The organism is Fodinicola acaciae (genome assembly GCF_010993745.1).
GTDB classification, from domain to species: domain Bacteria; phylum Actinomycetota; class Actinomycetes; order Mycobacteriales; family HKI-0501; genus Fodinicola; species Fodinicola acaciae.
Window position 1 is genome coordinate 436267 of record NZ_WOTN01000003.1, and the last position, 26817, is coordinate 463083.

A 26817-nucleotide genomic window follows, 5' to 3' on the forward strand; every position below is an offset into this window, starting at 1 on the left:
CTCCGACGTGCTGTGTGCGTACGGTCGTCTAACGTGCAGGACATGACTGATCGACTGCGCGCGGTGACCGACCTGCACGTCGCGACCGCACGGGAACTCGCCGGCCTACACGACTACGACGGACAGATCCAGGACCTGTCCGTCGAGGGCGTACGAGCCGGCCTGGCCGCCATCGAAACCGCCGGGAAATCCGGAAAACTCGCCGACGCGCACGACGAGGCGCAGCTGGCCGCCGCCGAGCGGAGCACGGCGGTGGAGTTTGGCGAGCTGCAGATGCACCGCCGCAACCCGCTCTATCACCAGGCCAACCTCGACCTGACCGGCTACGAACGCGAATACGCGCCCCAGCCAGAGCGCGACCAGGCGCGGCTGCGGCACCTGGCGCTCTGGCCGGAAGCGGTCGACATCGCCGTACGTACGCTCGACCAGGTGCCGGCCCCGGTCGCCGCCTCCACCGTCGGCGCGGCACGCGGCCTGGTCGCCGACCTGGACGCCAGCCGCTCGGAGACCGAAGCGAAGGCCGTCGAGGCGCACGCGAGGCTGATCGCGCATCTGCAGAAGGTCGCCGAGGAAGGACCGCAGGAGACCGCGCTCGGCGGACCGGCACTGGCGCGGCTGCTGTCCACCTCCGAGGCGGTGGACCTCGACCTCGACGACCTGAGCAAGCGGGCCGACGCCGAACGGATCCGGCTGCAGGAGATGCTCACCGAGGCGGTCGGCCGGCTGCTGCCCGGCACGCCGGTGCCGGAGGCGGTCCACCGGCTGCTCACCGACCACCCCGACCCCGATGGCGTGATCGCCGAGGCCACCGCGCAGACCGCCGAGGTGCTGGCGTGGACCCGCGAACACGACTTCGCGCCGACCGACGCGGAGTGCTTCGTACGCCCGTCGCCGCCGCCCTACCGCTGGTCGGTGGCCTCGCTGTCGCCGGTCGCCGCGTACGAGCCGATCAGCCCGTCGTTCTACAACATCACGCCGCCGGACGTCGAGTGGCCGGCCGACGAGCAGGCCGAGTGGCTGTCGATGTTCAGCCGTACGACGCTGCCGGCGATCACCATCCATGAGGTGGCGCCGGGCCACTTCAGCCACTTCCTGTCGATGCAGCAGCTGACCAGCGACGTACGGAAGTCGCTGCACAGCGAGGCGTTCATCGAGGGCTGGGCGCATTACTGCGAGGAGATGGCGCTGGAGGAAGGTTTCCGCGACGGCGACGCGCATTATGCGGCCGGTGTCGCGATCGAGGGGCTCGTACGCGTGACGCGGCTCGCGATGGCCATCGCGCTGCACACCGGCGCGGCGACGGTCGAGGAGGCCGCCGCGGAGTTCACCAAGCACGCGTATCTGCAGGGTCCGGCGGCGCTGTCGGAGGCTCGGCGCGGCACGTTCGACCCGACGTACGGCCGCTACACCTGGGGAAAGCTGGAGATTCTGCGGTTGCGGGAGAAGGCGCGGCAGGCCTGGGGCGCCGAGTTCTCGCTGCCGCGCTTCCACCGCGAGCTGTTGGCGTTGGGGTCGCCGCCGCTGGGCCTCATGTCGGATGTGCTGGCTGACGCGTGACCGCCGCAACGCCTCGTTACTGGCAGATTCCGCCAGTAACGAGGCGTTGCGGGCCTCCCGTCCTACCCAGTGGTAACTTCGGCGGCCGGATCTGGCACCATGATCCTCGGTGCGGACTCTGGTGCTCTCCTGGGAATACCCGCCGGCGGTGGTCGGTGGGTTGGGTCGGCACGTGCACGCACTGTCCGAGGCGATGGCGGCGGCCGGTCACGAGGTGACGGTGGTGAGCCGGCACGCGCCGGACGCGCCGGCCGACGAGGTGGTCAACGGCGTGCGGATCGTACGCGTGCCGGACGACCCGCCGGTGTTCGCGTTCACCGAGGAGACGCTGCTCGCCTGGACGATGGCGTTCAACCACGCCGTGACGCGCGCAGCGCTGCGGGTGTGTGAGGACGCGCGGCCGCAGGTGGTGCACGCGCACGACTGGCTGGTCGCGCACGCGGCGGCGACGATCAAGCATCACCATGAGATTCCGCTGGTCGCCACCATGCACGCCACCGAGGCCGGCCGCCATCAGGGGTGGCTGCCGGGGCCGCTGAACCGATCGATCCACTCGGTGGAGTGGTGGCTCACGTACGAGGCGCGGCGGGTGATCACCTGCAGCGACTACATGCGCTGGCAGGTGACCCAGCTGTTCGACCTGCCACCGTCCAAATTGGACACCGTGCCCAACGGCGTGCATCCGCAGGACTGGAAGGTGCCGGCGGCCGCCGTACGCGCGGTCCGCGAGCAGCATGCGTCCACAGTGGACAGTCCGCTGCTGCTGTTCACCGGCCGGCTGGTGTACGAGAAGGGGTTGCAGGACATCCTGGCCGCGCTTCCCCGGCTGCGCCGCCGCCATCCCGGCATCCGGCTGCTGGTCGCCGGCGACGGACCGTATCTCGACGAGTTGCGAGCGCAGGCGAAGAAACTCCGGCTCGGCCGTGCGGTGCGGTGGCTCGGTTTCGTGCCGGGCCGCGAGTTGGCGGCGTTGGCCGCGGCCGCCGACTGCGCGATCGTGCCGAGCATCTACGAGCCGTTTGGCATGGTCGCGTTGGAAGCGGCCTGCGCCGGCGCGACGCTGGTGTTGTCCGACACCGGCGGTTTGGCTGAGCTGGCCAAAAACGGCGTGTCCGCGCTGCAGGTGCAGCCAGGGAGTCCGAGCGACATCGCCGACGCGGTCAGCCGGCTGCTGCAGGACGAGGTGCTGTCACGGCGGCTGTCGCGGCAGGCGCGATCGGTGGCGACAAAGGAATACGCGTGGTCGCGGATCGCCGGTCAGGTCATCGACACGTACGAGCGCGCCATCCGTGAGGAACGCGAGCTGGCGGCCACCCTGCGGCGCACCGGCCGCGGTCCGGCACCGTTGCGGATCGTCGTGCCGGAAGGCAATCTTTTCGCCTGACGTCAGCCGGCGCGCGGACGGCGCAGGCGTTCGTTGCGCAGCGTGGACAACGTGCGCTCCTTGAGCGGACCGGCGGACACCTTTTGCAGCACGGCGAAGAAAACCTCGCGGTCAGCGCGGGAAATGCCGAAGAACATCTCGTCCTCGTTGCGCTGCAGCTGCGCGGCGGCCGCGGTCATCGCCGCCACTCCGCTGTCGGTGGCCCGCACGATCCGCATCCGCCGGTCGCCGGGATCGCGGTGGCGACAGACAAAACCGGCGGCCTCCAGCTCGCCGAGCACCTCGCCGAGCGCGGTCTTGCCGAGTCCCAAGGTGGCCGCGAGATCGGCCTGCGCGCGGTCCGGCCGGCCGGCGATCTCCACCAGCACCTCGTATCCGAGCACGGTCAGGCCGTGCTGCCGTACGGTCTCGTGGTCCAGCGCCGCGATGCCGCGGAACAGCCGCATGGCCAGCCAGTGCAGGTCGTGGCGCGACCGAAGTGGCGCCTCGATGTCCGCGGGCGCAGCGGCCTGAATCCCGTTTCGGCGAGGCATAAAACGAATCGTAATGGCGCCACGGGACGGCCGCAGATCAGCGCTCGGCGGCCTGCTGCAGTGCCTCGACGGCGGCCGCCTGCTTACGCGCCATGTCGGCGACATCGGCGCGCTGCTGAGCGGAAAGTTCCCAGGCCCGCGCGATGTCCTTGACCACGCGGCCAGGCACGCCGGCCACCACACTGGCCGCCGGGATCGCGCCTTTCACCACCGTGTGCGCGGCAAACACGCAGTTGGGACCGGTGAGCGCGCCGCGCAACACGGTCACCTTCACGCCCAGCCAGCTGCCGGGGCCGATCCGTACCGGGGACTTCACCAGGCCCTGGTCCTTGATCGGGACGGTCGGATTCGCATACACATGGTCGAAATCGGTCACGTAGACCCAGTCGGCGACCAGCGTACCGGCGCCGAACTCCACGTCGACGTAACAGTTGATGGTGTTGTCACTGCCGAAAACGCACTTGTCGCCGATCCGCAACGTGCCTTCGTGCGCGCGCAGCTTGGTGCCGTGTCCAATGTGGACCCAGCGGCCGACGACGATCCGGCCGTAGCCGCGGCGCACCTCGAACTTCACCTTCTTGCCGAGGAAAACCATGCCTTCCAGGACGACCTGCGGCTGGGTCAGCCGGAGCCGCACGAGGCGCAGGTAGCGGACCAGATACCACGGCGTCCAGGCACGGTTGCGGATCACCCAGCGCAGCGACGCGAGGGTGAGGAAGCGTGCCTGCCGCGGGTCTCGCCGTCTCACGTCGTCGGACGTTACCGCACCGACAACCGGTCAACCTGGTTGACGACCTCGGGTCGGCGCGCCATACTGAGTTAGTCAACCATATTGACCATTTGGAGTTGCCGATGTCTGTCATCAACGCGCCTGACAAGCCGACGCACGAACTGCCTGGCACTCGCTTCACCTCGCTGGCCACACCGAGCCGCGGTTCACAGCGGACCAGCGTCTGGCAGGTGGACATCGAGCCGGGTACGCCGGCCACGCCGCACGAGCTGCTGACGGAGGAGGTTTTCGTGGTGTTGCGGGGCGAGGCGACCGTCGAGCTGGGCGGCGAGACCAGCGTCGCCAGGCCCGGCGACGCGATCGTCGTACCACCGGCGACGCTGTTCGCGCTGTCCAGCACCGGCAGCGAGAACCTGCGCGCCATCTGCTGCATGCCGGCCGGTGGCCAGGCCAAGCTGGCCGACGGCGCCGCCTTCACCCCACCGTGGGCCGAATAGCCTGTTGCCGTGACCGATCCGGTGCCGCTGGCTCGCCTGTTCGCGATGGGTTTCGACCACATGATCGACAACCTGCACACGCGGCTGGCCGAGCGCGGCTGGCGGGACGTGCGGCCGGCGTTCGGTTTCGTCCTCCTGGCCGTACGGTCCGGCCCGCGCACGGCGACCGAGATCGCCGCTCTCCTGGGCACCACCAAACAGGCCGCGTCCAAGCTGGTCATGGCGATGGACGAGGCCGGTTTCGTCAGCCACGCCGCGCATCCCGGCGACAGCCGCGCCAAGCTGGTCGGCCTGACCGAGCGCGGCGAGCGGCTGCTGGCCGCGGTCGACGGCATCTACCGCGACCTTGAGGACGAGTGGGCCGCGGTCATCGGCTCCGACCGGCTCGAGCGGCTGCGCACCGACCTGACGACGGCCCTGCGCGCCAGCCACGACGGCCAACTGCCGCCCGTACGACCCGCCGCCGAGTAGTCCGCATGGCCACCATGCTTGCGTTGGGGCGCTTATGCCAGGAACTTCGTGGCCGGGGTGTCGCGGTCCGTCAGACTTGGGTTTCAACTCACGGACTGCTTGATGTGTAGTGCTGCGGTTAGGGGTGCCGGGTTGTCGGGGTGGGTTCTGTTCGTCGCGGTTGGGGATGGCGGGTTTTCTGTTGGTCGCGGTTGAGGGCTGGTGGGGTTTTCTGATTGTTGCGTTTGGGGGTGGTTGCGCCTTCGCGGCGGGCGACCTCAAGGGGAGGGCGCGTTGTCTGTTTGTGGTTGGGTTGGGTGCCGCGGTGCGGTTGGGTTTGTGGGGTTTGTGGGGTGGCCCGGTTTGGCCAGGGAGCCCGTCGTGTCGGCCGGTGCGGCTGTCGGCGGGCTTGCGGTGGCGAAATGTTCAGGTTTGATGTCTTGTTAGGCAAGTAAGGAGGCCTTACTTGCATCATCCAAACCGGCAAGTCGGGCATTTGGCGCTACAACAGCGAGGGCGATCGACGCCAGACGCACGCATGGTGGCCATGCGGGCATCTAGCTCACAGTGACGGACGCGATCTGCACCTTGGTGTTCGGCGTGTCCTGCTGGGGTCCGCTGGTGCCGCCGGCGGCGATCTTCAACAGCACGTCCAGGCCGCGGGTGATCTGACCGAGCACCGGATAGTTCGGACCGTCGAAGCTGGAATCCTTGTATACGAGGAAAAACTGGCTGCCGTTGGTGTCGGGCGAGGCGGCGTTGGCGATCGCGACGGTGCCGGCCGGATACGGTGGCGTCTGGCCGGTCGGCAGGTTTTCGCTCGCGTACTGGTAACCCGGTCCCCCGGTGCCGGTGCCACTCGGGTCACCGCACTGCAGCATGTACGCGCCGGTGACCAGCAACCGATGGCACGGCGTGTTGTCATAGAACTTCTTCCCCGCCAGGAAAGTGAAACTGTGCGCCGCGCACGGAGCTTTGGCCGTGTCCATGGTGAACTCGACGACGCCCTGGTTGGTGGTGATCGTCACCTTCTGCTGGCCCGACCGCGGAATGTCCGAGGTGGACGGTGTGCCGACCGGCCGGGTCGCCGGCGACCCGCTCGGCTGGTACGCGCAACCGCCGCCGGTCGCCGGCGCGGACGCGGCGGCCGACGTGGCGACGGTCGACGGCTTGCCGGCCGCCTGGAATCGGCTGCTCACATAGAAACCGGCGCCGACGACCGCCGCGCACAGCACGAGCACCAGAACGCCTCCACCGACCGACAGACCGATGATCAGGCCGCGATTGGAGCGGCGCGGCGCGCTCACCGCGGCTTCACACCGGTGATCAGCAGGTTGTAGAACAGCTCCTTCGGGATCACCTGGCTGAAGAAGTGCTTGTCGACCGCGGACAGGGCCAGCCAGCCCTTGTACGCGAACATGGCCCAGTTCCAGCCGAGCTTGTCCGACGGCACCGCGCATTCGAACGTCCGCACCGGCCAGCCGAACCAGGCCGCGGTGAACTCCTCTGTTTTCACCGAAACGTCGCGCGCGCCGGCGCGTACGGCCCGGACCGCCAGCTTGTGCGGATCGAACGTGTGCAGGTCGACGACGGCCTCCAGCGCGGCCGCCTGGCTCGACTCGTCGAGCTCCTGCTGTGGCCGCCGCCAGTCCGACAGCGCCGGCAGTTTGGTCAGGTTGGTGGTGGCCCACCAGGTCAGCTGCGACAGTTTGCGCGCCACCACGTCGCCGTATTTTGTCGGCTCACCGGCGAAAACGAACCGGCCACCGGGCTTGAGCACCCGCAAAACCTCGGAAAAGGCCTGGTCCACGTCCGGGATGTGGTGCAGCACAGCATGTCCGACGACCAGGTCGACCGACGAGTCCTCGACCGGGATCGTCTCCGCGTCGGCGACCTTGCCTTCGACGTCAAGGCCAAGCTCTTTGGCGTTGCGGGTGGCGACCTCGACCATGCCGGGCGAGATGTCGGTGACGATCCCCGACGTCGCGACCCCGGCACGCATCAGGTTGAGCAGGAAAAAGCCGGTGCCGCTGCCGATCTCCAGCGCCTTCTCGTACGGCCAGCCCTCCTCGCCGGCGATCCCGGTGAACCGCTCCCTGGCGTACGTGGTGCAGCGGTCGTCAAAGGAGATCGACCATTTCTCGTCGTACGTGCCGGCTTCCCAGTCGTGGTAGAGAATGTTGGCCTGCTTGGGATCGCTGCGCGCAGCGTCGACCTCTTCTTTGGTTGGAGTCATTTGTGCACCAGCCATGACGTTCTCCCCCTACTTACCGGTGAAAGTGGCCTTGCCCGGCCCGTTCTCGACGAAGGACTCCATGCCGGCCGTACGGTCCTCGGTCGCGAAGGTGGTCGCGAAAAGCTGGCTCTCCAAGGCCAAACCCGACGCCAGGTCGACCTCGATGCCGCCATCGATCGCGGCCTTCGCCGCTCGCAGGGCCAGAGACGCGGCGCCGACATACGGCTTCACCATCGCGACGGCGGCGTCGTAAACGTCGTCCGGTGCCACGACCTTGTCCAGCAACCCCAACGAAAGTGCTTCCTCGGCACCGACGAACCGGCCGGAGAAGATCAGGTCCTTGGCCTTGGCCGGACCGACCAGCCGGGTGACGCGCTGCGTGCCGCCGGCGCCGGGGATGATGCCGAGCAGGATCTCCGGCTGGCCGACCTTCACGTTGTCGCCGGCGACCCGGAAGTCGGCGCACAACGCCAGCTCGTGGCCACCGCCGAGCGCATAGCCGGTGATCGCCGCGACCACCGGCTTCGGGATCTTGGCGACCGCGGTCAACGACGCCTGGAGCTGGTGCGCGCGCACGGACATGTACGCGTACGACCGCGTCTTCATCTCCTTGATGTCCGCGCCGGCCGCGAAGACCTTCGGACCGCCGTAGATGACCACGGCCTTGACGTCGTCGCGCGCGGAGGCCTCGGTGGCGACGGCCAGCAGCTCGTCCTGCATCTGCTCGTTGAGCGCGTTCATCGGCGGCCGGTCGAGCCGGATCGTGCCGATCCCGTCAGCTACCTCAAGCCGTACGAACTCACCCAACGCGTTGCCTCCTCAGATCGCGCGTGCAGCGTACCTGTCACCGTCCGTGGTGGTCTGCCGGTCGACGGTCAACGGCATGCCAAACGTCTTGGTCAGGTTGTCCGCGGTGATCACGTCCGGCGTCAGGCCGGCCGCGACGGCCTGCCCATCGGCCAGCAGCAGCGCGTGCGTGAAACCCGGCGGGATCTCCTCGACGTGGTGCGTGACCAGCACCAACGCCGGCGCGTCCGGATCGGCGGCGAGCGCCGACAGCCGGCGCACCAGGTCTTCCCGGCCGCCGAGGTCGAGGCCGGCGGCCGGCTCGTCCAGCAGCAGCATCTCCGGGTCGGTCATCAGCGCGCGGGCGATCTGTACGCGCTTGCGCTCGCCTTCGGACAGCGTCCCATAGGTGCGGTTGGCCAGCTGGCCGACGCCGAACGCGTCCAGCAGCTCGCGGGCGCGGGCCTCGTCGACCGGGTCGTACGACTCGGTGAACCGGCCGACCACACCCCAGGCGGCGGTCAGCACCACGTCCAGCACCCGCTCGGAACCCGGCACGCGACCGGAGATCGACGCGGTGGTGAAGCCGATCCGCGGCCGCAGCTCGAACACGTCGACCGCGCCGAGCCGCTCACCGAGCACCTGCGCGGTGCCGGTGGTCGGATGCATCTGCGCGGCGGCGACCTGCAGCAGGGTCGTCTTGCCGGCACCGTTGGGGCCAAGCACGACCCACCGCTCGTCCAGCTCGACCTGCCAGCTCAGCCCGTCGAGCAGCATGGTCTGGCCGCGCCGGACGACCACTCGATCCAGCGCGATCACGGTGTCCGGACCCGGCTCAGCAACCACCTCACCATCCAACAACATGCACCGGCCGCGACCCCCGCGAGGGTCGCCGGCCAGCGGTCGTACGCGACGACGTGATCACGCTCGGCAGCGGGTGATCTATCCGGCTTGGACTGATTTCTCCGCAGCCGGCTATGGTGTGCGTACACCCGCAGTGGTGCCTCCGTGGCAAGGGGTGGTCTTGCCACGGCCAGGAGGGGGTCAGATGGCTGGTTTGGCGAGCGCGGTGGAAGGGCTGCCGGCGATCGAGATCAGTGGCCTGCGCAAGGAGTTTCGCGGCCTGCGCGGCGGCCGAAGAGTCGCGCTGCACGACATGAACATGATCGTCGAGGCCGGCAAGGTGCACGGCTTCCTCGGCCCGAACGGCGCCGGCAAGACGACCACCATCAGATCGCTGCTCGGCCTGATCCGGCCGGACGCCGGCGAGATGAACATCTTCGGCCACGTCGTGCCGCGCGACCTGCCGAAGGTCATCGGCACCATCGGCGCGGTGGTGGAGGGCGCGCAGTTCTTCGGCAACTTCTCCGCGCGGCGCAACCTGCGGATGCTGGCCACGCTGGCGAACGTACGGATGAGCCGCGTCGACGAGGTGCTGGAGCTGGTCGGCCTGCGCGACCGCGCGCGCGACAAGGTCAAGGGCTATTCGCTCGGCATGCGACAACGCCTGGCGATCGCGGCGACGCTGCTCAAGGAGCCGCTGCTGCTGATCCTGGACGAGCCCAACAACGGCCTCGACCCGGCCGGCATCCGGGAGATCCGCGACCTGATGCGGCTGCTCGGCGACGGCGGCGTGACCGTCCTGCTGTCCTCGCACCAGCTGCTGGAGGTGCAGCAGGTCTGCGACAGCGTCTCGATCGTGGCGCACGGCCGGCACGTGGTGACCGGTCCGGTGTCCGACGTACTCGCCACCGCGGCGCGCGGCGAGGTGCTCGTACGCGTCGACGAGCCGCAGCACGCGGCCGAGCTGCTGCGCGAGGGCGGCATGACCGTCACGCCGCGCCCCGACCACCTGATCGTCACCGACTGCGACGACCCGGCGCGGATCACCCAGCTGCTGTCCCGGCGGCGGTTGTACGTCTCCGAGCTGACGCCGCTGGAACCGGACCTGGAGGACGTGTTCCTGGAGCTGACCGGCATGGCGGCGCGTACGGCCAACGAGGCGGTCGAGAGCTACGAGCCGCAGCACGCGCCGGCGCCGGCGCTGCCCGGCCGGCACGCCGCGCCGGAGGAGATCCAGCCGGTGCTGGCCGGCGACTTCGGCCGGATGGACCTGCGCGATGAGGCCAACGACCTGCTGGACCAGACGATCGGCGCGCAGCCGAGGGGTGAGGCGTGATGGGGGTCGCGCGGCTGGTACGCGTGGAGGTGCGGCGGCTGCTGGCGCGCCGGATGACGCTGGTGGCGGTGTTGGTGGCGCTGGTGCTGATCGGCGTGCTGATCGGTACGAACGCGTACAACTTCCGCGGCCATTATGTCTTCACCGCCACCGCGCCGACGCTCATCCGGATCTGCGCGGCGCTGCTCGCGCTGGTCGCGCTGGTGATCGGCGCGAGCTTCGTCGGCGCGGAGTGGCACCACGGGGCGATGCACACGCTGATGACCTGGGAACCGCGGCGGCTGCGACTGTTCACCGGCAAGCTGGTCGGCCTGTGGATCGGCAGCGCGCTGCTCGGCCTGTTCGTTTTCGGGGTGGCGCTCGGCATCAACTACCTGGCGGCGCGCAGGTTTGGCTCCATCGGCGCGATGCCCTCCGCGGTGCAACGCGACCTGTTGCTGGCCGGTGGCCGCGGCCTGGCGCTGGCGCTGGTCGGCGGCGCGGTCGGCTTCGCCATCGCGTACGCGACCCGGCTGTCGTCGGCCGCTCTCGGGGTCGGCCTCGGATACGTCGTCGTCGGTGAGATCGGCGTACGGCTGGTGACGCCGAACGCGGATCGCTGGCTGATCTCGACGAACGTCAACGCGTGGCTCAACGACGGCACGATGGTGGCCAGCCACGGCGCGCTGAGCGAGCTCACGCTCTGGCAGTCGGGCCTGTATCTCGGTGCCATCACGCTCGGCCTGCTGATCGTCGCCGCCGCGCTGTTCTGGCGCCGCGACGTGGCCTGACATTTTTCGGAACGAGCCTTTGCGCGCATCCCGTGCACGGAGAGGGGCGTTCCGAAAAGGGCCTGGCGGGTGGTCGGGACGGGTTAGAGTGCTCTGCATGGATCTTGTTCGGGGGCTGGGCGGCGACCTCCGGGCCGGGTTCTAGCCTATGACGGTCGACATCGTCGGCCCGGGCGATCCGGGTGCGCTCGGCGTGCGGCTGACCGGCAGCCGCGCCACCTTCTCCGTGCACAGCTCGGTCGCCGAGTCGGTCGATCTCTGCGTTTTCCATCCCCGCCAGGGCGAACGGCGGCTGCCGCTGCGCCGGACCGGCGACCGCTGGCACGCCGAGATCGACGGCGTACGAGCCGGCACGCGCTATGGCATCCGGGTCGCCGGCCGCTACCAGCCGCGCAACGGCCTGTTCTGCGACCAGGCCAGGCTGCTGGTCGACCCGTACGCGCGCGGCCTGGCCGTCGACCCGCTCATCTCGGTGATGGTGCCCGAGCCGGAGCCGCTGGCCGTGCCCGGCCACGCTCGCATCGGCTGGCCGGACACGGTCATCTACGAGCTGCACGTCGCCGGTTTCACCAAGCTGCATCCGGACATCCCGCCACACCTGCGCGGCACGTACGCCGGATTGGCTCATCCGGCCGCGATCCGGCACCTCACCGAGCTCGGAGTGTCCACCGTGGAGCTCCTGCCGGTGCAGGCACGCGCCACCGAGGCGTCCGTCGCCGCGCGCCACCTGACCAACTACTGGGGCTACAACACCATCGGATTTTTCGCGCCAGACCCGCGATTCGCGTCCTCTGACGACGTCGTCGGCGAGGTTCGCGAGATGGTGCGTACGCTGCACGACGCCGGGCTGGAGGTCGTCCTGGACGTCGTCTACAACCACACGGCCGAAGGCCAGCCCGGCGATCCGATTCTTTCCTGGCGCGGCCTGGACAATCCGGCCTACTACCGACTGGATCCGTGGAACCGCCGGCAATACTGGGATGTCACCGGCTGCGGCAACACATTGGACGTACGCCAGCCGGTCGTACGCGAGATGATCCTCGACTCGCTGCGCTACTGGGTGACGGTCATGGGGGTCGACGGCTTCCGGTTCGACCTGGCGACCGCGCTCGGCCGGCTCGACGGCGACGACTACACCCCCGACGCGCCGCTGCTGGCCGCCATTCAGGCCGATCCGGTGCTGAGCCGTACGAAGCTGATCGCCGAGCCGTGGGACCTGGGTCCCGGCGGCTATCGGCTCACCGGTTTTCCGCCCGGCTGGGCCGAATGGAACGACCGCTTCCGCAACTGCTTCCGTGACTTCTGGCTGGGCGGCAGCGGGATTTCCGAGCTGGGCACCCGGTTGTGTGGCTCGACCGACCTGTTTTCCGCGCGTACGCCCTCCACCTCGGTCAACTTCGTGACCGCTCACGACGGCTTCACCATGGCCGACCTGGTCGCGTATTCGCACAAACACAACGAGGCCAACGGCGAGAACAACGCCGACGGCACGGACGACAACCGTTCCAACAACTTCGGCGTCGAAGGACCGACCGACGACCCTGCCGTGCTCGCGATTCGCAAGCGCAGCATACGAAACCTGCTGTCGACGCTCATCCTGTCCGTCGGCACACCGATGATCTGCCAGGGCGACGAGTTCGGCCGTACGCAGCGAGGAAACAACAACGCCTACTGCCAGGACAGCGAGATCAGCTGGGTCGACTGGACCAACGCCGATCTCGACCTGCTCGCCTTCACGCGCCGGCTTTTGGCCGTACGCCGGTCAATCGCCGCCTTCCGGCCGGCTGCTTTCTACACCGGCGAAGGCGATCCGCCGGACGCCTGCTGGTTCCGGCCGGACGGTGCGCTGATGCCGCCGGAGGACTGGAACGACCCGGCCTGCCGGACGCTTGGCATGTACGTCCGCGACGATCACGACCCGGCCACCGCCGGCTATCTGTTTTGGCTGCACGGCGGGGAAAGCGACCTCACCGTCAAGCTGCCGGCCGACCCGTACGCGGCCGGCCACGAGCTCGTCCTCAGCACCGCCGGCACGCCGGACGTCACCGACTCCGTCCTCTTGGTCGCTCGCTCGGCCACCCTCCTGCGCTGCCTCGCGCACTGATCGGTCCTGCGGCGCCGAGGCGTGACAGTGCGCTGCCAGTGAGGTGACAGCCGCGCGTGTTTGACTCGCCTCACTCCGCCGCGACCACGCGGCCGAAGGCAACCGAGGGGAGAGAAATGGGCCTGATCAAACGCCTTGTCGTCGGAGGTGCGCTGATGGCCACCGCGATTCTGCCGGTGGCGGCCGGCGCGCCGGCCAGTGCCGGCACTGTCTCGCACTCCGTCCGGACGGAGGCCACCTGGCACACCTCCGGTCCCTATCTCGACTTCGCGGAATGCGACTACAACAGGCGGGTGTCGGCGAGCCTCGGCTACGGCACCCTGCCATGCGAGCAGAATCCGCACACGACGCAGTGGTTCTTCCTGATCTACTGGTGACGCACGCGGCCACACGGTCGCTCGTACGCACTCTGGACGGAGTGTCCAGCGCTGGACACTCCGTCTAGAGTCCGCTACACGCGAGCGCCGCCGGACCGGCGCGTGGCGGCGTTGGTGCCGCGGCCGCCGGGTCCGAAGATCGGTGGAATGCCGCCACCGGGGAAACCCGGCAGCCGGTGGTCGGCCGGCTGGCCGTCCTGGCCATGCTGGTCGGGCGTCGTCTTGGGTTTCTTCGGCTTCTTCGGCCGGTCGGAGCCATCGTCGGCCGACCCGTCGTAGATGCCTCCGGAGACCAGGTTTTCCGGCGGTGCGACGAAATCCTGCACCGGGGTGCCGTCGAGTACGCGCGCCATCGTCGAGCTGAAGATGTCGTTGGCGACGCGCGAGTCACCTTGGCCGTAGTCGCCGTGCGGCGCGTCCGGGTCAGTCGAGAACGACGCACCGGCCAGCTGCGGCACGAAGCCGGCGAACCACAGCTGCTTGTTGCCCGGTGTCGAGCCGGTCTTGCCGGCCGCCGGCCGGCCGATCCGGCTGCCGACGCTGCCGCCGGTGGGTCCGAAACCGTTGCTGCAGCTGCCGGTCAGCGGCGACTGGCCGATCGGGCAGCGAGCCGCGTCGGTCGCCGCGTCGGCCACGTCCGGCGAGATCACCTGCGAGCATTTCGGGTCGCCGACCGGCAGCTTCCTGCCGTCCGGCCCGACGATCGACTGCACCGGCGTCGGCTCGCAGTATTTTCCGTGCGCTGCCACGGTCGCGTACGCGTTGGCCATGTAGAGCGGCCAGGTCTGACTGCCCTGGCCGAGGGTCAGCGACAGCCGCTGACTGCGTCCGTTGCCTTCTCGTACGATCTGCGCCAGGCTGTTGACGCCGGTCGGCGCCTGTTTCGTCTTGGGGCCAGGGAAAAACGAGATGCCGACCTTGGCGGCCATCTTGGCCACGTCGGCCGCGCCGACCTTCTCCTCCAGCTGCACGAAGTAGGTGTTGACCGAGGAACCGAAGCCGGTCCACATGTTCTGCCGGCCGTCCATGCCGTGGTCGGCGTTCTGCGCGCAGTAGTAACCGCCGCAGCTGCTGTCGCCGCCGGCGTCCTGCGGCACCCGGGAAACGTACACGTAGGGCGCGTAGAAGCCGGTGGACAGCGGCATCCCCTCGTTGAGCGCCGCGAGCATGGTGAACATCTTGAACGTGGAGCCGCTCGGATAGCCGGTGTTGGTGCCGATCCGCGGATCGCCGGTCAGCAGCGGGTTCTGCGTCCACTCGTCGCGCGCGTCGCCTTTCGCGCCTTTCGGTGCCGGTCCGAACAGGCGGTTGATCGCCATCGCCTTGATCTGACCAGTGCCGGGCTGCACCAGCACGATGCCCTGCGCGAGGCGACTGCTGCGCGACTCTCCGCGCGAGTTGACCACGTCCTGGGCGATCGACTGCATCCGCGAGTCGAGGCCCAGGGTGATGGTGTAGCCGCCGGTCTGCAGGTTACTCCACCGCTCCGCCGGCGTCTTGCCGAGCGAGGGCTGCTGCTGAGCCCAGATCCGCAGGTAGTCGCAGGCGAATCCCCAGTTGTTGCCGGCGGTGATGGAGCCGTTGGGGAAGCACGAGTTGGGCGTCACCGACGGATGCAGCACCGGAGGATGCTTCATCGCGTCGGCGACCTGCGCAGGCGTGGCATAGCCAAACTCCTGCATCCGGTTGAGGACGAACTGCCGCCGCTGCTCGGCCTCGGTGGCGTGCACCGGATAGTACGACGGGCTCTTGATGAAGGCCGCCAGCAGCGCGACCTCGGACAGCGTCAACTGGCTCAGCGGCTTGGAGAAATACCGCTGCGCGGCCGAGGCGATGCCGTACGCGCCGCGACCGAAGTAGACGATGTTGAGATAGCGGTCGAGGATCTCGCCCTTGCTGTACTGCTTTTCCAGCGCCACCGCGAGCCGCGCCTCACGCAGCTTCCGGCCGATGGTCGCCTCGGTGGCGCGCTGGCGCTCGTCGGCGTTGGTGGCCGACGCGATCAGCTCCTGCCGGACGTACTGCTGCGTCAGCGTCGACGCGCCCTGCGAGTTCTCGCCGGACTGCTGGTTGGCCACGAACGCGCGGATGATGCCGCGCAGGTCGACGCCGTGGTGCTGGTAGAACCGCGTGTCCTCGGTGGCCACCACGGCGTGCTGCATGATCACCGGGATCGCCGACAGCGGCACGCTCGTCCGGTCCTGCACGTACAGCGAGGTGACGTACTTCCCGTCCGCGGTGAAGATCTTGGTCGTCTGTTGCAGCGGTTTGGCTCTCAGCTCGCTCGGCAGGTTCTGGAACATCTCGGCACCGGCCTTGGCGGTCAGGCCGGTCACGGCCGCTATCGGGAAAGCGGCAGCCGCCACCACGATTCCAGCCAGCATCCCGCACAGAAGCAGCGAAGCGATGCTGTGCGGAATGCTGGTTGACACGCCGCGTTTGAGTCCTCGCGCCACCGACCCAGCCTACGGGCTCGACTCGCGCCACGCGTGCGACAGCCGGGAAGTTATGCGACTTTCTTCCGAAACCATGCCGCGCTTTACCGGTCAAAATACGGACACTACTCTCCGAATCCGTCTGGGCACCGGCTGTTTGGACGATGTCACGCCGTGTACGGCCAGATCCGCTCGCCGAACGACCGATTGTGCGCGCGGACCCCTTCCACCGACTCTTGGTTGTCCCCGTTTGGACGCACAGTTTCCCCTTGTTCCAAGCAAACACCGGCGATAGCGCAGGGGGTGCGCAGTCTTGTCCGTGCTGACCGCGTCGTCGTCTGGCAGGTCGTGCGCACCGATCGGCGCCGACGTACGCGTCCGCACCCTCGGCCGCTTCGCGGTGACTCGCGACGGCCAGCCAGTCCAGGTGCGCGAATGGCAGTCCCGCAAAGCGCGCGAGCTGCTCAAGATGCTGGTGTCGCGGCGCGGCGTGCCGGCGACCAGGGAGATGCTCGGCCAGACCCTGTGGCCAGGCGCCACGCGCGTACAGTGGACCAACCGGCTGTCGGTCGCGCTGTCCACCATCCGCGGCGTCCTCGACCCTTACCGGATGCGAGAGGCCGACCACTTCATCAGCACCGGCAAGTACGCCGTCACCGTCACCAACCTGGCCGTCGACATCGACACCTTCCTCACCGACGCCGACCGCGCACTCTCCCTGCACCGCTGCGGCACGCCAGCGCTCATCGCCCTCGAGGCCGCGGCCGCCAGCTACCACGGTGACTTCCTCGCCGAGGACCTCTACGCCGACTGGGCCGTGTCGCTGCGCGAGGAAGCCAAACTCGCGTATCTCCGACTCGTCCGTACGCTCGCCGTCAGCGCCACCACCTCCGGCGACCACGACCGGGCCGTGCGCTATTGGCGGCTCGCGCTGACCCGGGACGCGTACGACGAACAGGCTCACCTGGGGTTGATCACGTCGTTGACGTCGGATGGTCGGCATGGCGAAGCGACGCGGCATTACGTCATCTATGCCAACCGTATGGCCGAAATCGGAGTGGTCCCGACGCTGCCAAGTCGGTGAGTCCTTGGTTGCGAGGGTTTCTGGTGCGGTCGCGGCGGAGTGGTTGCGGGCGGCTTGGGGTGGTGATGGAGTGGCGGCGGTCCTTGACTGGTGCGGGTGAAAGTAGTCAGGCCTTCTGGTTGTTGCGGTTTTGGGGATGATTGGGATTTCTGGTTGTTGCGTTGGGCGGGTGGTCGGGTTTTCTGGTTGTTGCGTTGGGTGGGTGGTTGGTTTTTCGCCTGCGCGGCGGGCGCTCCTGCGCGGAGGGCGACCTCAAGGGAGGGGGCGCGTGGACGCCAATCGTGTGCATTGGGGGTGCGGGTGGCGGTTGTGGGCGGGGCTGCGTCTTCCTGGCTTGCTAACAACAGCATTGCTCGCCTCAGCAGTCACGCCAGTCACAGCATCCGGTCGAGATGCGGGTGTGAAAGCCTTGTTTCTTGCGTCTAGCGCTAGTAACTCGGCATCCACGCCATCAGCGGACCCCTCAAGGCGGACATTTAGCGCTGCATGTCGTCCTCGGTCTCACATAATCGACCTTTGCGCTTACATAATGGAACGCCGTAGCCCCTTCGGCCATGCGAAGCCTCGCGCTGCCAGCTGGGCCAGATGAACTGGCTCACGACCACTCGCCTGCCGGATCTGCGTACGGCAGCTGAAGCCGTCCGCCAGGATTTCGGTGTCAGCGCTGGCATCTCGCACAGCCGGCAGCAGTTTCCGCTCGGCGCACGCCATCGACACCTCGTAATGGCCGCGCTCGAAGCCGAAGTTTCCGGCCAGGCCGCAGCAGCCGGAGTCCAGCACGTCCAGGTCCACGCCCAGCGCGGAAAGCACCGAAGCATCCGCCGAAAAACCGGTTTCGGCGTGTTGATGGCAGTGCACCTGCGCCATCGCTTTCACCGGCACCGACGGAAGGCTGTCGAGGTGTCGGTGCAGGAGTTCGGCGAAGGTCAGCACCGAGGCGGGATCGAAGTCGTACGAAGGCAGCAACTCACCGACATCGGAGCGCAGCAGAGCCGTACAACTCGGCTCCAGACCCACGACGGGTACGCCGTCGGTCAGCCATGGCCGCAAAACGTCCAGCGAGTGTCGCAAAACCCGGCGAGCGGTGTCGAGTTGGCCGGTGGACAGCCAGGTGAGGCCGCAGCAGACCGGACGGTCCGGCACCTCCACGTGATAGCCGAGCCGGTGCAGGACGGACACGGCCGACACGGCGATCGACGGGTCGAAGTAGTTGGTGAAAGTGTCCGGCCACAGCAGTACGCGCGGCCGGCCGTCCGGTGGCGCGACGCGCGTACGCCGCGTCGGACGCAGAAACGGTTTCGGCGCTAGCTTGGGTACGACCCGCTCAGGAGCGATCCCGCCGAGCGTCTTCGCCACCGAGCCGCCGGCCAGCCGGTTGAAAATCGCGGTGGCGCCGGGAAAAGCGGACACACCGGCGAGGGCGAGCGGCAGGAATCCCATCGAATAGTGTGAAGCCGGCCGCAGCCGGCCGGCGTAGTGCCGGTGCAGAAACTCCGACTTGTACGTGGCCATGTCGACGCTGACCGGACAGTCGCTCTTGCATCCCTTGCACGACAGGCAAAGATCGAGCGCCTCGCGCACCTCCTCCGACCGCCACCGGTCGGTCAGCACCTTGCCGCTGGCCAGCTCGAAAAGCAGCCGCGACCGGCCGCGGGTCGAGTGCCGTTCCTCGCCGGTCGCGCGATAGCTCGGACACATCACGCCCCCGTCGGCGGAAAGGCATTTTCCGACGCCGACGCACCGGCGGGTGGCGGACGCGAAACTGCCGGAATCGGCGGAAAAAGCCAGCGACGGCGGTCCGACCGTCGGCGTCCCGACGAAGACCCGCAGGTCCTGGTCCACCGGCGCCGGATCGACCAGCCGGCCCGGGTTCATCATCCCGTCCGGGTCCCAGATCCGTTTGAACGCCGCGAAAGCGTCTATCATGGCCGGCGAGTACATCCGCGGCAGCAACTCGGCACGAGCCTGTCCGTCACCGTGCTCGCCGGACAGCGACCCGCCGTACGACGCGACCAGGTCAGCCGCTTCCTCAAGAAACACCCGGAAATTCCGGACCCCGGCGATGGTCAGCAGATCGAAGTCGATGCGTACGTGCAGGCATCCTTCGCCGAAATGGCCGAAATACGCGCCATTCCTGCCGTGCCGCGCCAACAGCGCGTCAAAATCGCGCAAATAACTGCTCAGCACCTCCGGAGGCACGGCCGCGTCCTCCCAACCCGGCCACGCCTCACCGCCGGACGGACTGCGCGTCACGATGCCGGCACCGTCCTCGCGGATCCGCCACAGCGCTTTCTGCGCCACCGGATCGGTGATCACCGCCGACGACGGCGGCCGTACTGCACGTACGATCGCCTCGGCCGCCGCTTTCGCCCCGGAAACCGAATCGCCGCCGGTCTCGACGTAGAGCCAGCCACCACCGGGCGGCAGCGCACGCGACGCCGTCTCCGCCGGCCGAGCCGACCGCAACGCGGCGATCAACCCCGAATCCATGCCCTCGATGGTGAGCGGTCGCAGGTCGCGAACCGACAGCACCGCGTCAGCGGCCGCGTACGCGTCGGGAAAACCGAGCACGGCAAGCGCGCGGTGCGCGGGGCTCGGCACCAGCCGCACCTCGGCCTCCAGTACGGTGACGCACGTCCCCTCACTGCCGACCAGCGAGCGTGCGACGTGAAAACCGTTCTCCGGCAGCAGTTGGCCCAGGTTGTAGCCGGACACGCGACGGGTCAGCGGCGACAGTTCGCGGACCGCCGGCGCGACCCGGTCCACAAAGGAATCCAGCGAATACAACGTTGTAGCCGGCCCCACCACGCCACGGTCGCCGCGGTAGGTCACCACGTCCAATGTGGACACGTTGACGTCGGTTTTCCCCCAGGCGATCGAATGCGAGCCGCACGAGTTGTTGCCGATCATGCCGCCGACGGTGCATCGGCTGTGTGTCGAGGGATCCGGCCCGAAAGTGAGTCCGTACGGCCGCGCCGCCGCCCGCAGATCGTCGAGCACCACACCTGGCTGGACGACCGCGGTCGCGGATTCTGGATCGATCCGCACGACTTGGTTCATGTATTGATGGAAGTCGAGCACCACCGCGGTGTTCGCGGCCTGGCCGCAGATGCTGGTGCCGGCACCGCGCGACAACACCGGAGCGCCGAACCTCCGGCACACCTCCAGCGCCGCGAGCACGTCGTCGGCGTCGACCGGCGCCACCACGCCGATCGGCAGATGCCGATAGTTGGAGGCATCGGTGGAATACACGACACGGGTCGCCGCGTCAAACCGCACCGAGCCACGTACCGCCGCGCGCAGGGCCATCGCCAGTTCCCGGTCGGTCATCCCACCATCCTGCCGGCAACCCCGGCCGGGGACACGCCGAAGACACGCGGCGAAAGAGTCAATGCCTCAAAAGGGATCGGTGAACCTCCGACATTCCCGCGCAGTCCACCCAAGCCGGACAGCGCTGTTCGCCGTTCCGGTCACGCAACGACAAAACTCCCTTACACTACGGGAAATCAGCCGCCGGATCCCGAGGTTTCGGTGGGATTTCCATCCGACGTACCAACACGTTAAAGGCGAATGTACTGACACGTTAAGACCACCCGCCTGGGCATTTCCTCGGACAACACTTGCCAAAGCGCGGACGTAGTGACTGTCCATGGACTATTTTCGGGCCACCTGCGGCAGGGGAAATCCCCGGTCCGCGAAGATCTGGAGGGGAACAAAGTGCACCATCGTGGAATCGTCCGTGTCGGCGCGCTGCTGGCTGCGGCCACGCTCGCGCTCACGGCCTGTGGCAGCCGGGGCGGCGACACAGGTACGGGCAACACCGGAGGCAAAGTCGCCAAGATCGGTGTCATCTCTCCGCTGTCAGGTGACCTGGCCGCGATCGGCACCGGCATCCGCGACTCGGTCGCGCTGGCCATCAAGCAGGCCAACGCCAACAAGGCCGTGCCGGGCTGGACCTTGCAGATGGAGGACCTCGACGACGAGGCCAAGCCGGACACCGGAAAGAACGCGGCCACCAAGCTGGCCAACGACCCTGCCGTGGTCGGCGTGGTCGGCCCGCTGAACTCCAGCGTGGGCCAGAGCGTGCAGCCGGTCCTGTCGGCGGCCAACATCGCGGAGATCTCGCCGGCCAACACCAACCCGACCCTGACCCAGGGCGCGGACTGGAAGACCAGCAAGAAGCGGCCGTACGCCAACTACTTCCGCACCTGCACCACCGATGCCGTGCAGGGCCCGTTCGCGGCGCGGTACGTCTACAACACGCTGAAGTTCACCAAGGTCGCCACCGTGCACGACAAGAAGACCTACGGCCAGGGCCTGGTCGAGACGTTCACCGCCGAGTTCAAGAAGCTCGGTGGCACGGTCGTGTCGGCGCAGACGGTCAACCCGGACGACAAGAACTACAGCTCGGTGATCTCCAAGATCGCACCGTCCAAGCCGCAGCTGCTCTACTTCGGCGGTGAATACCCGACCTCCGGACCGCTGACCCAGCAGATGAAGGCCGCCGGCCTGAACGTCCCGCTGATGGGTGGCGACGGCATGTACTCGGCCGACTACCTCAAGCTGGCCGGCAACGCGGCCCCCGGCAACTACGCCACCTCGGTCGGCGCTCCGCTGGACCAGCTGCCGGCGGCCAAGCAGTACATCGCCGACTACAAGGCCGGCGGCTACAAGGGTGACAACTCCTCCTACGGCGCGTACGCCTTCGACGCCGCCAACGCGATCATCGCCGCGCTGAAGACCTCGCTGGCCAACGCCGCCGACGCCAAGTCCGCCCGCGAGGCGACCGTCAAGGCGCTCGGCTCGGTGTCCATCGACGGTGTCTCCGGCAAGGTCTCCTTCGACCAGTACGGCGACACCACCAACAAGACGCTGACCGTCTACCAGGTCGACAAGAGCAACGCCTGGAAGGGTGTCAACACCGGAGAGTTCAAGGACTGAGCAGCACCACCGAAGGGGCCGGGCCGACCGTCCGGCCCCTTCGTCCGCCAACCAACTCCAGGCCCACATCCCGGGCTGTACCACGGAGGTCACACGTGCAGGTAGTGGAGCAGCTGCTCCAGCAACTCGTGAACGGGTTGTCGCTGGGTGCGTTGTACGCGCTCATCGCGGTCGGCTATACCGTCGTCTACGGCATCATCCAACTCATCAACTTCGCGCACGGCGAAGTCTTCATGATCGGCGCGTTCAGCAGCCTGACGGTGTGGCTGGCGCTGTTCAAGGACAACACCGCTCTGTGGGTGTTCCCGTTCATGATCCTCGGTGCCATCGGCGGCTCGGTCGGCATAGCGGTACTGATGGAACGCGTCGCGTACCGACCGTTGCGCAACGCGCCACGGCTGGCGCCACTGATCACCGCGATCGGCGTATCGGTCTTCCTCCAGGAGGCCGTCCGGCTGTTCTACGGCGAGATCCCGGGATTTCCGAGCGCCACCAGCGCCATCCCGTTCCCGCAGATCGACGTGATCACCGGACCGGCGATCAACGTCGCGGGCGTCGACATCCAACGCGCGTCGATCTTCACGCTCGGCGCGCTGATCATCTGCACGGCGTTTCTCTACTACTTCATCAACAAGACCAAGACCGGCCGGGCCATGCAGGCCACCTCGCAGGACCCGGACACCGCACGGCTGATGGGCATCAACGTCGACCGGATCATCGTCATCGCGTTCGCGCTCGGCGGCGCGCTGGCCGCGATCGCCGGCATCGCGCACGGCCTGATCAACACCAACATCGACTTCCGGATGGGCTTTCTGGCCGGCCTGAAGGCGTTCACCGCCGCGGTGCTCGGCGGCATCGGCAACATCAACGGCGCGGTGGTCGGCGGCCTGGTGCTCGGCCTGGTCGAGACGATGGCCACCCAGTACATCCCCGGCCAGTTCGGCGGCAGCGCCTGGAAGGACGTGTGGGCCTTCGCCATCCTCATCCTGGTGCTGGTCTTCCGGCCGCAGGGCCTGCTCGGCGCCCGGGTGGTGGACCGCGCATGACGAACCGCATCGACGGATGGCTGCGCGCCGGCCTCGGCAAGGTCGCGTGGCCGCTCTCGCTGGCCGGCGCGATCCTGGTCGCGCTCGGTGGCCTGCTGCGCTGGACGTACGACCGGACCATCCTGGGCGACCTGACCCTCTACTTCAACCCGGCACCGCTGCAGTACTGGACGCTCGCGCTCGGCGTGCTGGCGGTGTTCTTCCTGGTCGTGCAGCGCACCAAGCTGCGCGACACGCTGCCTGGTGGCGCGGCGACCACGCGTACGCTCGGCCTCTTCTCGTTCCTGGTGGTCTGGCTGGTCATGGCGGCCATCACCATCCAGCTCGGCGGCCTGGTCAACCTGGAGCCCGGCGCGTACGTGCCGGCGGTCGGCGCGTTGGTGCTGCTGCTGGCCAGCCGGGCGCTGCCGGACGAGCCGCCGGCGCGGCTGCGCTGGAACGTGCCCGGCTGGGTCCAGATCCTGATGATCGCCGTCGCGCTCGGCGTGGCGCTGTACGCGGCCGCGTACCTGCTCAACCAGGACGACGCCTGGGTCTTCGTCACCTTCCTGGTGTTCGTCACCGGGCTGGTGCTGGTCACCCGGTCGTTCGGCCTGCTCGGCTTCCTCAACCTGGCCTTCATCACCTACCGCCGCGTCACGCTGCTGGCCGCGGTAGTCGCCGCGTTCGCCTTCCCGTTCACCCAGAACGGCAGCGACGCCAACATGTCGATCGCCACCCAGGTGGTCATCTTCGCGATCACCGCGATCGGCCTGAACATCGTGGTCGGCCTGGCCGGCCTGCTGGACCTGGGCTACATCGCCTTCCTCGGCACCGGCGCGTACGTCGGCGCCATGATGTCGGCCTCGGCCTTCGCCACCATCGGCTGGCATCCACCGTTCATCGTCGTGATGGTCATCGGCGCGCTGGTCGCGGCGATCTTCGGCCTGATCATCGGCAGCCCGACGCTGCGGGTCAGCGGTGACTACCTGGCCATCGTGACGCTGGCCTTCGGTGAGATCTTCCGGCTCACCATGAACAACCTGGACGGCACCAACGGTCCGAACCTGACCCACGGCCCCAACGGCATCCCGAACATCCCCGACCTGAACGTGTTCGGCTTCGACTTCGGTCAGCCGCACGTGATCTTCGGCATCAGCCTCGGCCGGTTCGCCAACTACTACTTCCTGCTGCTGGTCGTGGCCGGCCTGGTCGTACTGGCCTTCAGCCGGATGAACGACTCGCGGATCGGCCGCGGCTGGGTGGCGATCCGCGAGGACGAGCGAGCCGCCGAGGCGATGGGGGTGAACACCTTCGCGCTCAAGCTGCTGGCCTTCGCCGGCGGCGCGTTCCTGGCCGGCCTGGCCGGCACCATCAAGGCGCATCACGACGTGTCGGTGACGCCTGACCAATACCAGTTCCTGGAGTCGGCCTTCCTGCTCGCCGCTGTCGTACTCGGCGGCATGGGTACGGTCGGCGGCGTCCTGCTCGGCGCCGTCATCCTCAAGCTGCTGCCCGAGAAGCTGCGGTTCTTCCAGGACTACCGGCTGCTGCTGTTCGGCCTCCTGCTGGTCGTGATGATGCGGTTCCGGCCGGAAGGCATGATCGCCAGCCGCCGGCGGCAGCTGGAGCTGCACGAGGAGGACGAGGAATTAGCGAGCGAGCTGGACACCCAGGTGGCCGACACCGAGCTCAAGGACGTGGAGGCGGTGGTGAAGGCATGACCGCGCCAGCCACCGCGCCCACCGGTCCGCCCCAACCACCGAATCAGCCGGCCGACCCCTCCGCCGTCCTTGAAGCGCAAGGTGTGACGATGCGGTTCGGCGGCCTGGTGGCCGTCAACAACGTCGACTTCGCCGTACACCCGGGCGAGATCGTCGGCCTGATCGGCCCGAACGGCGCCGGCAAGACGACGTTCTTCAACTGCCTCACCGGCCTCTACCGGCCGACCAGGGGCGTCGTGCGCTACAAGGGCCAGGTGCTCAAGCCGCAGCCGGCGGCGGTCACCCGAGCCGGCGTGGCGCGTACGTTCCAGAACATCCGGCTGTTCGGCAACATGAACGCGCTGGAAAACGTGATGGTCGGCCGCTATTGCCGGACCAGGTCCGGGGTCCTCACCTCGATCCTGCACGGGCCGCGTTACCGGCGCGAGGAGAAGGAGACGCTGGAGCGCTCGCGCGACCTGCTGTCCTTCGTCGGCCTGACCGACTCCGCCGACCACCTCGCGCGCAACCTGTCCTACGGCGACCAGCGGCGGCTGGAGATCGCCCGCGCGCTGGCCACCGAGCCGGGCCTGCTGCTGTTGGACGAGCCGACCGCCGGCATGAACCCGCAGGAGACCGGCGAGGCCACCGACCTGATCTTCGCGATCCGCGAGCGCGGCATCGCGGTGGTGGTCATCGAGCACGACATGCGCTTCATCTTCCGGCTCTGCGACCGGATCAGCTGCCTGGTCCGCGGCGAGGTGCTGGTGGAAGGCACGCCGGACGTGGTGCAGTCCGACGAGCGGGTCATCGAGGCGTACATCGGCAGCGGGCCCACGCACAACCAGGAGGCCGGCCGATGAGTACGTACCTCGACACACCACCTGACAAGCCGCCGTCCGACCCGCCGGCCCGCGAGCCGATCCTGCAGGTCAAGGACCTGCAGGTCGCATACGGCAAGATCAAGGCCGTCAAGGGGATCAGTTTCAGCGTCGGCGAGGGTGAGCTGGTCAGCCTGATCGGCACCAACGGCGCCGGCAAGACGACGACGCTGCGGACGATCTCCAACCTGCTGCCGACCGCGGCCGGTTCGATCACCTTCCAGGGTGAGCGGATCGACAAGGTGCCGGCACACCGGATCGTCGAGCGCGGTCTCGCGCACGTGCCGGAGGGTCGGCACATCTTTCCGCGGATGACCGTGGAGGAAAACCTGCTCCTCGGTGCGTACGCGCGTAAAGGCGGCTTCAACTCCGAGCTGGAGAAGGCGTACACACTGTTCCCGGTGCTGGCCGAGCGGCGCAAGCAGGCGGCCGGCACGTTCTCCGGCGGCGAGCAGCAGATGCTGGCGATCGGCCGGGCCCTGATGTCGGCGCCGAAGCTGCTGATGCTCGACGAGCCGTCGATGGGCCTGTCGCCGATCATGATGGCGCGGATCATGGACACGCTCGCCGAGCTGCGCAGCCTCGGCACGACGATCCTGCTGGTGGAGCAGAACGCGCAGGCCGCGCTGGAGCTCGCCGACTATGGCCACGTACTGGAGATCGGCCGGATCTCGCTGTCGGACACCGGCTCGGCGCTGCTGGGCAACCCCAAGGTCCGCAAGGCCTACCTCGGCGAGGACTGAAAGTCCGCATGGCCACCATGCGTGCGCTGGACGCACGCATGGTGGCCATGCGACCTATCGATAGGGCCGACTACGCGCTTGTAGCGATAAATGTCTGGCTTGCCGGTTTAGGCGATGCTAGCAAGGCCTCCTTGCGTGCATCCAGCACACGCAAGGAGGCCTTACTTGCATCGAGGATGTTGCGGATGTGACTCCTGTGGCTGAGGACTCGGTTGAGGCGTCCCGCAGCTGCAATACTTGCCTAACAAGACATCAAATCTGGACGTTTCGCCACCGCAAGCCCCGCCGACAGCCGAACCGGCGGACACGGCGGCTGCTCAGCCACACCGATGTCCAGTTTGTTCGTTCGCCCCCGTCGGGGAGAACGAACAAGCCGGACCACCCCACCTACAAAACCGCACC

22 protein-coding genes are annotated in these 26817 nt (G+C 68.1%); 14 read left to right on the forward strand and 8 right to left on the reverse strand.

Going from position 1 to position 26817, the window contains the following annotated elements:
• Window positions 1-42 precede the first annotated feature (42 nt).
• Window positions 43-1557, forward strand: a complete 1515-nt coding sequence (locus GNX95_RS28440) for a DUF885 family protein (RefSeq protein WP_163510702.1) — start codon at window positions 43-45, stop codon at window positions 1555-1557.
• Window positions 1558-1666: 109 nt separating this feature from the next.
• A complete protein-coding gene (locus GNX95_RS28445; protein ID WP_222854010.1) occupies window positions 1667-2941 on the forward strand; it encodes a glycosyltransferase family 4 protein in 1275 nt (424 codons plus the stop codon).
• Between the two features lie 2 nt (window positions 2942-2943).
• Here GNX95_RS28445 and GNX95_RS28450 read toward each other — a convergent pair whose 3' ends face one another.
• Together GNX95_RS28450 and GNX95_RS28455 are read right to left on the reverse strand one after the other, a co-directional pair.
• Complete coding sequence (locus GNX95_RS28450; protein ID WP_163510703.1) at window positions 2944-3474, reverse strand: MarR family winged helix-turn-helix transcriptional regulator; 531 nt, start codon at window positions 3472-3474, stop codon at window positions 2944-2946.
• A gap of 37 nt (window positions 3475-3511) precedes the next feature.
• Complete coding sequence (locus tag GNX95_RS28455; protein ID WP_163510704.1) at window positions 3512-4222, reverse strand: acyltransferase; 711 nt, start codon at window positions 4220-4222, stop codon at window positions 3512-3514.
• A gap of 104 nt (window positions 4223-4326) precedes the next feature.
• Between GNX95_RS28455 and GNX95_RS28460 the strand changes: the two genes are divergently transcribed.
• Both GNX95_RS28460 and GNX95_RS28465 read left to right on the forward strand, forming a co-directional pair.
• Window positions 4327-4701 (forward strand): cupin domain-containing protein, encoded by a 375-nt coding sequence (locus tag GNX95_RS28460; protein ID WP_163510705.1) that lies wholly within the window; start codon window positions 4327-4329, stop codon window positions 4699-4701.
• Between the two features lie 9 nt (window positions 4702-4710).
• The gene (locus GNX95_RS28465; RefSeq protein ID WP_163510706.1) at window positions 4711-5172 is read left to right on the forward strand and encodes a MarR family winged helix-turn-helix transcriptional regulator; all 462 of its coding nucleotides are present in this window, start codon (window positions 4711-4713) and stop codon (window positions 5170-5172) included.
• A 536-nt stretch (window positions 5173-5708) separates the two neighbouring features.
• Here the strand turns inward: GNX95_RS28465 and GNX95_RS43470 are convergent.
• From GNX95_RS43470 to GNX95_RS28485, 4 genes are read right to left on the reverse strand one after another with little or no spacing between them, the layout of a single operon-like run.
• Complete coding sequence (locus GNX95_RS43470) at window positions 5709-6458, reverse strand: peptidylprolyl isomerase (RefSeq protein WP_246281788.1); 750 nt, start codon at window positions 6456-6458, stop codon at window positions 5709-5711.
• Entirely contained in the window at window positions 6455-7387 is a 933-nt protein-coding gene (locus tag GNX95_RS28475) for a class I SAM-dependent methyltransferase (RefSeq protein ID WP_246281789.1), read from the reverse strand. Before GNX95_RS28475 ends, GNX95_RS43470 begins: the two co-directional genes overlap by 4 nt.
• A 27-nt stretch (window positions 7388-7414) precedes the next feature.
• Window positions 7415-8194, reverse strand: coding sequence for an enoyl-CoA hydratase/isomerase family protein (locus GNX95_RS28480; RefSeq protein WP_163510708.1), 780 nt, complete (start codon window positions 8192-8194; stop codon window positions 7415-7417).
• A 12-nt stretch (window positions 8195-8206) separates the two neighbouring features.
• Window positions 8207-9037 carry an ABC transporter ATP-binding protein gene (locus GNX95_RS28485; RefSeq protein ID WP_163510709.1) on the reverse strand — a complete coding sequence of 277 codons (831 nt, stop codon included), beginning with the start codon at window positions 9035-9037 and terminating at the stop codon, window positions 8207-8209.
• Between the two features lie 184 nt (window positions 9038-9221).
• On the opposite strand from GNX95_RS28485, the gene GNX95_RS28490 reads away from it, so the two are divergent.
• From GNX95_RS28490 to GNX95_RS28505, 4 genes are all read left to right on the forward strand, one after another.
• The gene (locus GNX95_RS28490) at window positions 9222-10352 is read left to right on the forward strand and encodes an ABC transporter ATP-binding protein (RefSeq protein ID WP_222854011.1); all 1131 of its coding nucleotides are present in this window, start codon (window positions 9222-9224) and stop codon (window positions 10350-10352) included.
• Window positions 10352-11122: a hypothetical protein gene (locus GNX95_RS28495; RefSeq protein WP_163510710.1), complete on the forward strand. Its 771-nt coding sequence runs from the start codon at window positions 10352-10354 to the stop codon at window positions 11120-11122. The genes GNX95_RS28490 and GNX95_RS28495 overlap by 1 nt, the downstream gene beginning before the upstream one ends.
• 148 nt (window positions 11123-11270) lie before the next feature.
• Window positions 11271-13226, forward strand: coding sequence for a glycogen debranching protein GlgX (glgX, locus tag GNX95_RS28500; RefSeq protein WP_163510711.1), 1956 nt, complete (start codon window positions 11271-11273; stop codon window positions 13224-13226).
• A gap of 155 nt (window positions 13227-13381) precedes the next feature.
• Window positions 13382-13603, forward strand: coding sequence for a hypothetical protein (locus GNX95_RS28505; protein WP_163510712.1), 222 nt, complete (start codon window positions 13382-13384; stop codon window positions 13601-13603).
• Window positions 13604-13677: 74 nt separating this feature from the next.
• On the opposite strand, the gene GNX95_RS28510 is transcribed toward GNX95_RS28505, so the two are convergent.
• Window positions 13678-16059, reverse strand: coding sequence for a transglycosylase domain-containing protein (locus GNX95_RS28510; RefSeq protein WP_163510713.1), 2382 nt, complete (start codon window positions 16057-16059; stop codon window positions 13678-13680).
• Between the two features lie 298 nt (window positions 16060-16357).
• On the opposite strand from GNX95_RS28510, the gene GNX95_RS28515 reads away from it, so the two are divergent.
• The gene (locus GNX95_RS28515; protein ID WP_246281864.1) at window positions 16358-17122 is read left to right on the forward strand and encodes an AfsR/SARP family transcriptional regulator; all 765 of its coding nucleotides are present in this window, start codon (window positions 16358-16360) and stop codon (window positions 17120-17122) included.
• Window positions 17123-17644: 522 nt separating this feature from the next.
• Here the strand turns inward: GNX95_RS28515 and GNX95_RS28520 are convergent.
• On the reverse strand, window positions 17645-20452 hold the full coding sequence (locus tag GNX95_RS28520) for an FAD-binding and (Fe-S)-binding domain-containing protein (RefSeq protein ID WP_163510715.1): 2808 nt from the start codon (window positions 20450-20452) through the stop codon (window positions 17645-17647).
• Window positions 20453-20839: 387 nt separating this feature from the next.
• Between GNX95_RS28520 and GNX95_RS28525 the strand changes: the two genes are divergently transcribed.
• The 5 genes from GNX95_RS28525 to GNX95_RS28545 all read left to right on the forward strand — a co-directional run bounded on the left by GNX95_RS28525 (window position 20840) and on the right by GNX95_RS28545 (window position 26415).
• A complete protein-coding gene (locus tag GNX95_RS28525) occupies window positions 20840-22063 on the forward strand; it encodes a branched-chain amino acid ABC transporter substrate-binding protein (protein ID WP_163510716.1) in 1224 nt (407 codons plus the stop codon).
• Between the two features lie 95 nt (window positions 22064-22158).
• Window positions 22159-23109 carry a branched-chain amino acid ABC transporter permease gene (locus GNX95_RS28530; protein WP_222854012.1) on the forward strand — a complete coding sequence of 317 codons (951 nt, stop codon included), beginning with the start codon at window positions 22159-22161 and terminating at the stop codon, window positions 23107-23109.
• On the forward strand, window positions 23106-24812 hold the full coding sequence (locus tag GNX95_RS28535; protein ID WP_163510717.1) for a branched-chain amino acid ABC transporter permease: 1707 nt from the start codon (window positions 23106-23108) through the stop codon (window positions 24810-24812). Before GNX95_RS28530 ends, GNX95_RS28535 begins: the two co-directional genes overlap by 4 nt.
• 89 nt (window positions 24813-24901) lie before the next feature.
• Window positions 24902-25654 (forward strand): ABC transporter ATP-binding protein, encoded by a 753-nt coding sequence (locus tag GNX95_RS28540; RefSeq protein ID WP_246281790.1) that lies wholly within the window; start codon window positions 24902-24904, stop codon window positions 25652-25654.
• Window positions 25651-26415 (forward strand): ABC transporter ATP-binding protein, encoded by a 765-nt coding sequence (locus tag GNX95_RS28545; RefSeq protein ID WP_163510719.1) that lies wholly within the window; start codon window positions 25651-25653, stop codon window positions 26413-26415. The genes GNX95_RS28540 and GNX95_RS28545 overlap by 4 nt, the downstream gene beginning before the upstream one ends.
• Window positions 26416-26817 lie beyond the last annotated feature (402 nt).